Annotated in this window: 12 protein-coding genes; 6 read left to right on the top strand and 6 right to left on the bottom strand. The window is 56.6% G+C overall.

Translation table 11 applies throughout. From position 1 onward, the window contains the following. Positions 1-15: 15 nt before the first annotated feature. The 4 genes from tyrP to V1599_RS15910 all read right to left on the bottom strand — a co-directional run bounded on the left by tyrP (position 16) and on the right by V1599_RS15910 (position 4,780). Positions 16-1,227 carry a tyrosine transporter TyrP gene (gene tyrP, locus V1599_RS15925; RefSeq protein WP_395300404.1) on the bottom strand — a complete coding sequence of 404 codons (1,212 nt, stop codon included), beginning with the start codon at positions 1,225-1,227 and terminating at the stop codon, positions 16-18. A 238-nt stretch (positions 1,228-1,465) separates the two neighbouring features. Next, positions 1,466-1,963 carry a non-heme ferritin gene (gene ftnA, locus V1599_RS15920; RefSeq protein WP_395300403.1) on the bottom strand — a complete coding sequence of 166 codons (498 nt, stop codon included), beginning with the start codon at positions 1,961-1,963 and terminating at the stop codon, positions 1,466-1,468. 204 nt (positions 1,964-2,167) lie between these two features. After that, complete coding sequence (gene yecR, locus V1599_RS15915) at positions 2,168-2,506, bottom strand: YecR family lipoprotein (protein WP_297120278.1); 339 nt, start codon at positions 2,504-2,506, stop codon at positions 2,168-2,170. Positions 2,507-2,611: 105 nt separating this feature from the next. Next, entirely contained in the window at positions 2,612-4,780 is a 2,169-nt protein-coding gene (locus V1599_RS15910) for an HD domain-containing phosphohydrolase (RefSeq protein WP_395300402.1), read from the bottom strand. A 243-nt stretch (positions 4,781-5,023) separates the two neighbouring features. Between V1599_RS15910 and V1599_RS15905 the strand changes: the two genes are divergently transcribed. The 3 genes from V1599_RS15905 (at position 5,024) to V1599_RS15895 (ending at position 6,284) form a co-directional block, all read left to right on the top strand. After that, positions 5,024-5,662 carry an RpiB/LacA/LacB family sugar-phosphate isomerase gene (locus tag V1599_RS15905; RefSeq protein WP_395300401.1) on the top strand — a complete coding sequence of 213 codons (639 nt, stop codon included), beginning with the start codon at positions 5,024-5,026 and terminating at the stop codon, positions 5,660-5,662. Between the two features lie 179 nt (positions 5,663-5,841). Further along, positions 5,842-5,925, top strand: a complete 84-nt coding sequence (azuC, locus tag V1599_RS15900; RefSeq protein ID WP_112010680.1) for a stress response protein AzuC — start codon at positions 5,842-5,844, stop codon at positions 5,923-5,925. Positions 5,926-6,032: 107 nt separating this feature from the next. Further along, positions 6,033-6,284: a DUF2766 family protein gene (locus V1599_RS15895; protein ID WP_008500405.1), complete on the top strand. Its 252-nt coding sequence runs from the start codon at positions 6,033-6,035 to the stop codon at positions 6,282-6,284. Between the two features lie 41 nt (positions 6,285-6,325). On the opposite strand, the gene V1599_RS15890 is transcribed toward V1599_RS15895, so the two are convergent. Both V1599_RS15890 and V1599_RS15885 read right to left on the bottom strand, forming a co-directional pair. Then, the gene (locus tag V1599_RS15890) at positions 6,326-7,669 is read right to left on the bottom strand and encodes an anaerobic C4-dicarboxylate transporter (protein ID WP_395300400.1); all 1,344 of its coding nucleotides are present in this window, start codon (positions 7,667-7,669) and stop codon (positions 6,326-6,328) included. A 191-nt stretch (positions 7,670-7,860) separates the two neighbouring features. After that, a complete protein-coding gene (locus V1599_RS15885; RefSeq protein ID WP_112010682.1) occupies positions 7,861-8,364 on the bottom strand; it encodes a non-heme ferritin-like protein in 504 nt (167 codons plus the stop codon). A gap of 521 nt (positions 8,365-8,885) precedes the next feature. On the opposite strand from V1599_RS15885, the gene V1599_RS15880 reads away from it, so the two are divergent. The 3 genes from V1599_RS15880 to araG all read left to right on the top strand — a co-directional run bounded on the left by V1599_RS15880 (position 8,886) and on the right by araG (position 12,334). After that, a complete protein-coding gene (locus V1599_RS15880) occupies positions 8,886-9,443 on the top strand; it encodes a DJ-1 family glyoxalase III (RefSeq protein ID WP_395300399.1) in 558 nt (185 codons plus the stop codon). 315 nt (positions 9,444-9,758) lie between these two features. Further along, positions 9,759-10,748, top strand: coding sequence for an arabinose ABC transporter substrate-binding protein AraF (gene araF / locus V1599_RS15875; RefSeq protein ID WP_112010684.1), 990 nt, complete (start codon positions 9,759-9,761; stop codon positions 10,746-10,748). A gap of 71 nt (positions 10,749-10,819) precedes the next feature. Continuing rightward, entirely contained in the window at positions 10,820-12,334 is a 1,515-nt protein-coding gene (gene araG, locus V1599_RS15870; RefSeq protein WP_395300398.1) for an L-arabinose ABC transporter ATP-binding protein AraG, read from the top strand. Positions 12,335-12,339: the final 5 nt, after the last annotated feature.

Below are 12,339 nucleotides of genomic sequence, written 5' to 3'. Positions count from 1 at the left end.
ATGCGCCCCGTATTCTTACCCCACTTCCGGCAGCAGCCCCGCTGCGATCAGGAACTGCACCAGAATAATCGCCACGCCGCAGGCGAACACGATGCACAGCAGCGGTTTGCCTCCCGCTACGCGATAGCCTTGCTCAGGATGCTGCTGGCGGCTTTTCCACGCCAGTAGCGACGGCAGCAGCAGGGCCAGCACGGAGAGCGCCACGCCCGCATACCCCAGCGCCATCACAAACCCGCGCGGATAAAACAGCGCAAAGGCCAGCGGCGGTAGGAAGGTGATCGCCCCGGTCTGTAAACGTCCGGCAACGGTGTTGCGGCGCTGGAAAAGGTCGGCCAGATAATCAAACAGGCCGAGCGCCACGCCGAGGAAGGAGGTGGCCAGCGCCAGGTCGGCAAACAGATGCACGGCCAGCTCAACGTGAGACGAGGTCACCACGTTGCGCAGCGCCACCAGGAAACCGTTCAGCCCGGAGTGCTCCGCCATTAGCCCAACAAAGGTTGAGGAGTCAATGCTGCCCAGCGTCACCAGCTGCCAGAAGATATAGGCAATCAGCGGGATCGCGCTGCCGATAACGAACACGCGGCGCAGCTTGCGGGTATCGCCATTCATATAGCTGACGATGCTCGGCACGCTGCCGTGGAAGCCAAACGAGGTGAAAATTACCGGGATGGCGGAAAGCGCCAGCCCTTTTTCAAGCGGCATCGTCAGCAGGTTGACCTTGTGCACGTGCGGCGCGAGAAGGGCCAGCATCACGACAAGGAAAACGATCTTGGCGCTGAACAGGAAGCGGTTGAACAGATCGACCAGCGACGTGCCGACGCAAACCACGCCGCCGCCGATGAGGGCAAAGAAAATGGCCCCCGCTGTGGGCGTGAGGTAAGTACCGAACCCGTCGTTAATGCTGGAGGCAATCAGCTCGCCGGCGCCGCTGATGTAGGCCGCGGTCAGCGCGTACATCAGGAACATCATGCTAAAGCCCGCGATCCACTGGCCATAGCGCCCGAGGTAGCGCGCGGCAAGCGAGCCGAGCCCGGTATCGGCCGGAACGTGCTGGTAAACCTCAAGCAGCAGCAGGGCGGTGTAGCACATCAGCGCCCACAGGCCGCCCAGCAGCAGTAATGTCACGCTAAACCCAACGCCTGCTGCCGCCAGCGGCATCGCCAGCATTCCTGCGCCAATCGTCGTACCCGCAACGATAAAAATACTTCCCAGAGTTCTGTTTTTCACGCTTTCCTCTACAACGGTGCCGTATCGCGACCAATTCTGCGGCGCAGAGTAAGGGAAAAGTGCACACTCGTCAAATCAGCGTTACAAGGCGTGTAACGATAAAATTACAGTGTTGAGCTGGACCTAAAGAGCGGGCGGTGAAGGAGAAATTACTGCGGGAGAAGAGGATTCAACGCGAAAAAGAAAATGTGGCCGCATAAATAAAAACGGTGCTGAAAGAACAGCACCGTTTTTATTATTAATTCTGCGTATCGAGCGTCGCCAGTTCTTTATCGATAAAGTAAAGACCTTCGCCGGATTTGCCCGCCAGAGAGAGTTTATCCAGCACGGATTTAAACAGCTTCTCTTCTTCATGCTGCTCGGCAACATACCACTGCAGGAAATTAAAGGTAGGATAATCCTGGCTGGTCATCGCGGCGTGAACCAGCTCGTTAATTTTCTGGGTAATTAGCTGCTCGTGCTCGTAGGTCGCCCGGAACAGCTCGTCCAGAGACGCATACTCCGCGAAGGGAGACTGGACCGTTTCGATGCGCGGCAGGCTGCCGGTATCCGTAAGATAATCAAACAGGCGCTGCATGTGCGTCATCTCTTCCTGCGCGTGGCGGCGCAAAAACGCGGCGGCGCCTTCAAGGCTGTGGAAGCTGCACCACGCGCTCATCTGCTGATAGAGCAGAGAGGAAAATAGCTCAAGGTTCATTTGCGCATTAAGCTTGTCGATCATTTCATTTTTCAACATGGTGCCGCTCCGTTTTATTATGTCTGAATGACGATGGGCGACACTATAATTTGTTATTTAATTATTTGCAAAAAGTAAAATAAATACTTTCATTTATTAAAAATACGAATGGGAATAAAACGCATTAGCGGAATATGTTATTTATTAATGCGAATTACTTACGTTCTTAATCAGCAAAACTGCCAGCGGCGCTGGCAGCATTAATTAATACCATGGATTCGCTGCGCTCGGGTTAACGGCATAGCCCATGCATTTGTACTGGAGGGTGATGGTGTCGTTCAGGCACACGGAGCCGCTCGTCAGGCTGCAGGTGGTGATGGGCTGTCCGTAGGCGGACGCGGTGGCATACCCCATGCTTTGACAGGCTTTAGCCGCGGTGCCGTTCGTCACATACTCATCGTATCGGGCGTTTTGCAGCATGGCCTGGCCGTAGTCGAGGCGAACGATGCCGTTTGGCGCATCCTTATTGCTTACCTCAGCCTGGCGGGTCACGCTGCATCCCGCGAGCAGCAGGAGGGCACCGGCAACGAATAATTTGTTCATATGTCGCTCATTGGTGAATGAAGATACCCTATCGTACCTGCAGACGTCCGGCACAATGGCAGGAATAGCCGGACAATCTGCCCTCTCTCTTTTTAACGGGGCGGGTTAATCGGCCATGCTGTCAAAAATGGCTTTGAACCGCAGGTGGTGCTGGCGGAACAGGGCGATCAGCTGCGGGTCGAAATGCCGTCCGGCACCTTCGAGTATCAGCTCGCAGGCGCGCTCGTGCGTAAAGCTCGGTTTATACACCCGCTTTTGCCGGAGCGCGTCATAGACGTCCGCCAGCGCCAGTATCCGCGCCTCAAGCGGGATCTGTTCACCGCGTAACCCCTGCGGATAACCGCTGCCGTCCCATTTTTCATGGTGGAAGTGAATGATATTCTCGGCTATCGCGCCCAGCCCAAGCCCCTGGATGATGCGCCAGCCCTTGAGGGTGTGGAGCTTCATTTCCTCAAACTCTTCTGCCGTGAGCGGGCCTTGCTTGCGCAGTATGCGGTCCGGGACGGCAATTTTACCCACGTCGTGAAGGGAGGCGAAATGTTCGATATCCCGAATCATCCTGCGCGAAAGGCCCAGCTCGCGCGCCATCAGGCCGCAGTACTGCGCCACCCGCTGAATGTGGCTTCCGGTTTCGTCATCGTGGGCGCGGTTAATCTTTTCCAGCGCCTGAACCATGTTGCGGTTCACGATGCGGTTCTGCCTGATATGGCGGCGCATCATTAACAGCATGCCGAGGCTGAACAGCACCGTTATCAGCAACATCACGCTGATGACCTTCAGCGTGTTGCGGGTGAGTTCCGGGAAGGCGCTTTGCTCCTCCCGGCGTTCAATTTGGGTTCTGAATTCAGAGAGGCGATGGATTTGCGACAGCAGGCTGAACAGCGGGTGATCCGGCTGTACCCATGGGCCAATGACAAATTCCGTTCGCGTCACCCCGGCCACTTTCAGCACGCCGCGGAACAGCTCGTTTCCCCGCAGCGACGACTCAAGGGAGCTGAGGTCGCCGAGAATGTAATCAATTTTATTGTTTTCAATGGTATCGATAAGCGCGTCGACGCTGCGGCGCGTCACGACGGTTGCGTCGTTGCCAAACCGCTGGCGCAGGTAGGCGGCGGAAAACGATCCTTCCAGCACGCCGACGCGCTGGTTGCGCACGCTCTCTTCATCCCACAGGAAAGGCTGACCGATGCGGTTGTAATAGGCGTTGTGCCAGGCAACGTCCGGGCCGATGCGCCCGGCGGCATGCTCCGGGCTGGTGCTTTCGGCGATGTCCACCAGGCGCACCGGCCAGGCCTCGCCTCGGAGCGCGCGGGTGTAATTATCGACGTAGTGGACGTCGACCGTCAGGCCCAGCAGGTCGCGCATGTCGTTAATCAGGTCAATGGCCGTTCCGTGATAGCCCTGGCGGTCCTTCCAGATCAGCGGCGCAAAGTTTTCATTTTTCGGCAGCGTGACGCTCAGCCGATGGGTGGCGATCCAGCGCTTTTCCGTCGGCGAAATGACGATGCGGCTCAGCAGATAGTTTCGTCTGCTCTCGTCGAGGGACTTTTGCAGCTCTCCGCTGCGGTGCCATTCGGCGATAAAGGTATTAATTTTCTCGCGCAGGGGGAGCAGCTCGGGGCTAAAGCCCAGCACGACAGGTATGCGCAGCTCGGGGAAGGGGCGGGAGATAAGGTAATAGCGCTGGGTGTTCTCCATCTCTGAGGCATCATTGATATAAAAATCAGCCTCGCGATCGGCAAGCAGCCTAAAGGCCTCATCGCTCGAAGAGACGAGCCTCAGCGCGCGGAAGGTGAGATTGGGATAGCGCTGCTGCACGCCTTCGAGCGTGGCGTCGTCCCGGCGAAACAGGACGCGCGCGTGGTTGAGCTGCTCCACGCTGGTGACCGTCATCGACGGGCTTGCCGCGACCACTTCATTATCAAACAGGCGCGCGGAAAGGATCTTGGTTCTGGCGCGTTTCTCCGTCCTCAATACGCCCGCGTAGATGCCGTAGTCGTCGTGGGCAAAGCGCTGCCCGATATCGCTGCCCGAAAGCGGCTTTAGCTCAAGGCGCGTGCCGAGCTTCTTATTAATGGCGGCGATCAAATCGGGGTAGAAGCCGCGCAGCTCGCCCTGCGGCGTGCGCCAGGATTCGAAATCATTGGCATCATAAATCCAGACGGGGACCGGCTTATCTGGCTCAGCGGCATGAAGAAACGGGCTGCAAGCCCAGAATAAGGAGAAGATAAAGAGGAGTGAGACGGTGCGTGGCTTCCCGCGTCGCAGATTCACAGGTATCCCCATGTGGCATTATTGTCTTGAGATGAAGTCTAGCTAAGTGGCGAGGCCGGGAGTAGCGATTTTTTACTTTATATTAACGTTTGCGCGGCGGGCGACGGTTCGTAAAACTGTGAGGTTATCTTTATTTTTTAAAACATCTTTTCATATAATTTGAAATGTTGTTTGGGTGATAGTAAGGTAATAGCGTAAAGGTATCCAAAGCGGGATGTCCCGCCACGCATTCAGGAGAAACGAATGAAAATTGCACTGATGATGGAAAACAGCCAGGCAGCCAAAAATGCGATCGTTCTTAACGAACTCAGGACCGTCGCGGATGAAAAAGGCTTCCCGGTTTATAACGTGGGCATGAGCGACGAGAACGATCATCATCTGACCTACATCCATCTGGGCATAATGGCGAGCATTCTGCTGAACTCAAAGGCCGTGGACTTTGTCGTGACCGGGTGCGGCACCGGGCAGGGGGCGCTGATGTCCCTGAACATTCATCCGGGCGTCGTGTGCGGCTACTGCATCGATCCGGCCGATGCGTTCCTGTTTGCCCAGATCAACAACGGCAACGCGCTCTCGCTGCCGTTTGCCAAAGGCTTTGGCTGGGGAGCGGAGCTGAACGTGCGCTTTATCTTTGAAAAAGCGTTCACCGGCCGCAACGGCGAAGGCTACCCGCCGGAGCGTAAAGAACCTCAGGTGCGCAACGCCGGTATTCTTAACCAGGTCAAAGCGGCCGTCGTGAAAGAGAACTATCTGGACACGCTGCGCGCCATCGATCCTGAACTGGTGAAGACCGCGGTCTCCGGCCAGCGCTTCCAGCAGTGCTTCTTTGAAAACTGCCAGGATAAAGCGATCGACGCGTTCGTGCGCGGCATCGTTGGCTAACCGATCCCCGCCGGGCGGCGCTGCGCCGTTCGGCATATACCCCCTCGTAGTCACTCCACTCCGCCGTAACCTATCCATAAGTGTGATGTGCATCACAAAAAGATTGATTTTTGTGATGATGGTCATATTATAAGCGCATTGACAATAATACCTGCACACCACGTTACCGGAGCACCATCATGAAATTGCGCAAAATCCTGAAAAGCATGTGGGCGAACTACTGCAAAACCTTCAAAGACGTTCCGCCGGGCGCGATGTTTTGATGAAAAAACCTGCTTCGGCAGGTTTTTTTGTCTCTGCGCCTCGCTCGGGGGAGATGTCGGGGCGCGCGTTTTGCTACTATGACCGCCTTTGAAAAAGGAGAACCCCCATGTCGCAAAACCTGAGCGCCGATCAGGAACTGGTGTCTGACGTCGTTGCATGCCAGCTGGTCATTAAGCAAATCCTCGACGTCCTTGACGTTATCGCCCCGGTCGAAGTGCGTGAAAAGATGTCCACGCAGCTGAAAAACATCGATTTCGCCAGCCATCCCGCGGCGGCCGATCCGGTTACGCTCCGTGCGATCCAGAAGGCCATTGCGCTGATTGAGCTGCGCTTCACGCCGCAGGGCGAGTCCCACTAGGCCATGACGTAGGGCGACCGCGATGTCGCCCTTCGGCTGCATCAGAAGAAGGTCTGCACCAGCAGGTAGCTCGCCGCGCAGGCGCAGCTCACGCCAATCAGCCCCGGCAGGATAAAGCTATGGTTGATGATAAACTTGCCGATGCGGGTCGTTCCTGAACGGTCGAAGCCAATGCAGGCCAGGTCGCTGGGATAGGTTGGCAGCACAAAGTACCCGTAGGACGCGGGGAAGAAGGCGATCAGCATCTTCGGCTCAACCCCCAGCATCAGCCCCATCGGCGCGACGGCCGTCAGCGCCGCCGCCTGGCTGTTCACCAGCTTGGACACCAGAAACAGCACGATGGCGTAGGTCCAGGGATGGCTTTTTACCACGCCTTCCAGCGCCATTTTCAGCTCGTCCAGGTGCGCCTGGAAAAACGTATCGCTCATCCACGCCACGCCAAACACCGAGAAAATCGCCACCATGCCGGCCTTAAACACCGCGCCGCTGGAGATCGCTGCCGCGTTTACCTTACAGGCGATCAGCATGACCGCACCGGCAATCAGCATCATCATCTGGATGACGAGGTTCATCGACAGGGCGGTCATTTTGCCCTTCACCTCGAAGGCCGGACGCAGGTCGGGCAGCGCGCCCAGCAGCACAACCACCGCGATCCCGGCGAAGAAAATCCAGGTTGACCAGTAGGCCTGCTTAGGGAACCGCTGATTCATCAGGGTTTCCGTACCGCCGTAGATAAACTCCCGCTGCTTCGGATCGGTGAGCTTTTGCTGGAACTCGGCGTCGTCCGCCAGGTCTTTGCCGCGACGCAGGCTCCAGAGCGCGGCGATCGCCACGCCAAACAGCGAGGCCGGTACGGACACCGCCAGAATTTCAAGAATTCCCCAGCCCTGGCCGATGCCGTGCTGAGCGGCCAGAATGGACACCAGTGAGACCACGGCGACCGAAACGGGAGACGCGGTGATGGCCATTTGCGACGCAACGGAGGCCACGGCCATGGGGCGCTCGGGGCGGATGCCTTTTTTTAGCGCGATGTCGGCGATGATGGGAAACATGGTGTACACAACGTGCCCGGTGCCGCAGAGAAAGGTTAGCGTCCAGGTGGTAAACGGCGCGAGAAGGGTGATGTGCTGGGGATGTTTGCGCAGCAGGCGCTCGGCAAACTGCATCATCACGTTCAGGCCGCCGGCGGTTTGCAGCGTGGCCGCGCAGCCAATGACGGCGAGAATGGTCAGCATCACGTCGACCGGCGGTTTGCCCGGCTGTAAGCCAAACGCGAACGTCAGGATAAACAGGCCGATGCCGCTTATCAGCCCAAGCCCCATGCCGCCATACCGCGTTCCCACCAGCAGGCAGAGGATAATAACAATAAACTCAATGGTGATCATGATGCTCCCTCGTCGATGATAATGAAATTATGTAAATCATTACACGATGTAGGGTTATTCATTGGGAGCGAGATCTGATTTGTTAAAACTGAATAAAAGCAGGGGGTTGCTGGCAGATAGGGGAGGGAGAATCAGATTAACCGGGAGGCTGTCGCCCGCATATCGGGAGAGCGGGCGACAGACGGCGTGGATCAGTGCTGCTGCTCGGTTGCAATCTCAAGAAGATGGCGATCGGTCTGCTCCTGACAAATTCCCGCGCGTTTTGCGCTGCGAATTTCTTCAGCAAGCGTCTTAAGCAGCGCGCCGTCCAGGCGTTGCTCTTTATCCATGTCGCGCAGGAAATTCAGCGTGGTGCTGTCGTGCTGCGCCTTTGCCTCTGCCGCCAGGCTGCTGAGGGTAAGGCGGCGCTGCTCGTGCTCCTCCAGCGTTTTCTGGAACAATGCTTCCAGGGAATCGTAATCATCGTCCATCGCGTCGAGTGCTTTCACAATGGGGTTACCCCCGGCGTTTTTCATAAAGTTGAAAACGCGCATCATGTGCGTCACGTTATTTTGCGCCTGGGTACGAAAGAAAGTTGCCGTACCCAACAGGCTATTTTCGGAACACCACTTGCTCAGCGAGAGGTGCAAATTTGAAGCGTAGAACTCCAGGTTCATCTGGGCGTTCAATTTTTGAATCATCGTTTGAGTAGCCATACAAATATCCTTATAGAGCGTGAGGCCGGTGAAAAGCTAGTCAACCCTGAGGGGGAGATTAACGTCCAGAGCCGCACGTGACCTGATTACATAAAGGGTTTTGCTGCTGAAAAATACATGACCTTAATTCACTTCCCGTGTGCACTATAAATAAGCATACCTTCATCATAGGTCTAAGAAAACTCTTAAGTAGGCTGTGTTTACCGTACATTACAATGTTTAATATAGTTGAAAATTTCAACATTATCTGAGAAATTATAAATTAATTAAAATATTGATTTTATTGTATATATCGTCTTTCGTTGGCAGGTTTGATTGACGCGGCAGTTTGCGGCATAGCGAAAATTCTGAATCAAAAAAGCAATTCAGACTAATCGTTGAAAATATATTATGCAGGGTGAAAATTGATACAGATCATTTTGCCTCTTATTCAGTGAAGTGTGATCGTCACGGGAGAATGTGTAGACGCATGATAATAAAATGAAACATTGTTTTAATTGCTGAATTATTGAGGTTGAAAAATGAAGAAAGTGGCCGTACTGCTCGCTCCTGGTTTCGAAGAGGCGGAAGCCGTTATCACGATTGATATACTGCGCCGTTTGCAGATTGACGTCGAAACGCTGGCCTGCGCCGACTCGCGCGCGGTGGTGAGCTACCACAACATCCCGATGGTGGCCGACAGCACGTTATCCGAGCGAATGGCAACGCGCTATGACGCCGTTGTACTGCCCGGCGGGCCGCAGGGGAGCCATAATCTTGCAGCCAGTCGGGAGGTCATACGCTTCGTGGCCGCGCACGATGAAAGTGGAAAGCTCATTTGCCCGATCTGCTCCGCGGCAGCGCGCGTGCTCGGCGGTAACGGCCTGCTGAAGGGGCGGCGCTACGTCTGCTCGGGCGACCTATGGCAATCCGTCGATGACGGGCAGTACGTTGATGCACCGGTTGTTGAGGATAAAAATCTGATCAGCGGCAAAGGGCTGGGGCACGCCTTCGACTTTGCGCTGACGCTCGCTGCGCGGCTGCTGGGGGACGAAACGCCCGTACGCGACCACGCGGATCACATCTATTACCGCTGGTAATTTTCCCGCCGGGCGCAGCGGCGCCCGGCAGACAGGGACGTCCTGACTGATCTTATGGATAATTCTGCTTAACCCACTGCTATTTGTAGGACAAAAGCGGCCTTTTTTATGTCTTTTTCCGCTGAATTTATGTACGCAATTACTGTAATTCTGCGGTGTGATGCCGCTCTCTTATGGATGATTAATTTCCCGCTAAAACTATCCCAGCACTCACGCTTATCACCCGTTAAGCGCTAATGCCTTGTTTTACGTCCGATTAAATAAGAAACACGCTGATATTCCCTACAGATTAAAACGCTAAAGCTGGAGTTAACCATGCACAAATTCACTAAAGCGCTGGCGGCCATTGGCCTCGCCGCCGTTATGTCACAATCCGCTATCGCCGAAAATTTAAAGCTGGGCTTTTTGGTCAAGCAGCCTGAAGAGCCCTGGTTCCAGACCGAATGGAAATTTGCCGATAAGGCCGGGAAAGACCTGGGGTTTGACGTCATCAAAATCGCCGTGCCTGACGGGGAAAAAACGCTGAACGCCATCGACAGCCTGGCGGCCAGCGGCGCGAAAGGGTTCGTCATCTGTACGCCGGATCCGAAACTGGGCTCCGCCATTATGGCGAAAGCGCGCGGCTACGATATGAAGGTTATCGCCGTTGACGACCAGTTCGTAAACGCTAAGGGCAAGCCGATGGATACGGTCCCGCTGGTCATGATGGCGGCGACCAAAATCGGCGAGCGTCAGGGGCAAGAACTCTATAAGGAGATGCAAAAGCGCGGGTGGGACGTGAAAGAGACCGGCGTCATGGCGATTACTGCCGATGAGCTCGACACCGCGCGCCGCCGCACCTCCGGCTCGATGGAGGCCCTGAAGGCGGCCGGGTTCCCGGAAAAACAGATCTACAAAGTGCCTACCAAATCTAACGATATCCCGGGCGCATTCGATGCCGCTAACTCCATGCTGGTTCAGCATCCGGAAGTCAAACACTGGCTGGTGGTCGGCATGAACGACAACACCGTGCTGGGCGGCGTGCGCGCAACGGAAGGACAGGGCTTTAAGGCGCCTGACGTGATCGGTATCGGCATTAACGGCGTCGATGCGGTGAGCGAGCTTTCCAAAGCGCAGGCCACCGGCTTCTTTGGCTCGCTGCTGCCAAGCCCGGACGTGCACGGCTATAAGTCCAGCGAAATGCTCTACAACTGGGTCACCAAAGGGGCAGAGCCGCCGAAATTCACCGAAGTGACCGACGTGGTGCTGATCACCCGCGACAACTTCAAGGAAGAGCTAGCGAAAAAAGGACTGGGCGGTAAGTAATACGCCGTGATTGCGCCCCTCGCGCGCCGTGAGGGGCCAGACGTTCACACAACACGACTCACGGAGACGTTATGCAACAGTCTGATCCGTATCTTTCGTTTCGCGGCATCGGCAAGACGTTCCCCGGCGTTAACGCGCTGACCGATATCAGCTTTGACTGCTATGCCGGTCAGGTTCACGCCCTGATGGGGGAAAACGGTGCGGGAAAATCCACGCTGCTCAAAATCCTCAGCGGTAACTATGCGCCGACCACCGGCGCGATCGCGCTCCGCGGTGAAGAGCTGGCGTTTGCCAATACCACCGAGGCGCTGAACGCCGGGGTGGCGATCATCTATCAGGAGCTGCATCTGATCCCGGAGATGACCGTCGCCGAGAACATCTACCTAGGCCAGCTTCCCCACCGGGGCGGGCTGGTCAACCGCTCGCTGCTCAACTACGAAGCGGGGCTGCAGCTGCAGCATCTGGGCCTGGACATCGATCCGCAAACGCCGCTGAAGTACCTTTCCATCGGCCAGTGGCAGATGGTCGAGATCGCCAAGGCGCTGGCGCGCAACGCCAAGGTCATCGCCTTTGACGAGCCGACCAGCTCGCTGTCGGCGCGGGAGATTGAAAACCTGTTCCGCGTGATCCGCGAGCTGCGCAAAGAGGGCCGCGTGATCCTCTATGTTTCGCACCGCATGGAGGAGATTTTTGCCCTCAGCGACGCGATCACGGTCTTTAAGGACGGGCGCTACGTGCGCACATTCGACGACATGGCGCAGGTCAACCACGACGTGCTGGTGCAGGCAATGGTGGGGCGCGAGCTGGGCGACATTTACCACAGGCAGCCGCGCGAGTACGGCGGCGAGCGGCTGCGCCTGGAGCAGGTCAAAGCGGCTGGGGTGCGCATGCCGGTGAGCCTGACGGTGCGCAGCGGCGAAATCGTCGGCCTTTTCGGCCTGGTGGGCGCCGGGCGCAGCGAGCTGATGAAAGGGCTGTTCGGCGGCACGCGCATCACCGGCGGGCAGGTGTTTATCGACGGCGAGGCGGTGGATATCCAGAAGCCCGCCCACGCCATCCGCGCGGGGATGATGCTCTGCCCGGAGGACAGGAAAGCCGACGGCATCATCCCGGTCCACTCGGTGCGGGACAACATCAACATTTCGGCGCGGCGCAAAAACATCCGCGCGGGCTGCCTGATTAACGACGGCTGGGAGGAGAGCAATGCCGACCGCCATATCCGCTCGCTCAATATCAAAACGCCGGGCGCGGAGCAGCTGATCATGAACCTTTCCGGCGGCAACCAGCAGAAGGCGATCCTCGGCCGCTGGCTGTCGGAAGAGATGAAGGTGATTTTGCTCGACGAGCCGACGCGCGGGATTGACGTTGGGGCGAAGCACGAAATCTACAACGTGATATATGAACTGGCAAAGCGCGGCGTGGCGGTGTTGTTCGCCTCCAGCGATCTGCCTGAGGTGCTTGGCGTGGCCGACCGCATCGTGGTGATGCGCGAAGGCGAAATCGCCGGGGAGTTACTGCATGAGCAGGCGAATGAACAGCGGGCCTTGAGTCTCGCCATGCCTAAAGTCAGCCAGGCTGTCGCCTGAGTAAG

Source organism: Enterobacter sp. ECC-175 (assembly GCF_043968675.1).
GTDB lineage: Bacteria > Pseudomonadota > Gammaproteobacteria > Enterobacterales > Enterobacteriaceae > Enterobacter.
The sequence above is the reverse complement of the archived record's forward strand: the minus strand, read 5'-3'. Positions and strand labels throughout refer to the sequence as shown.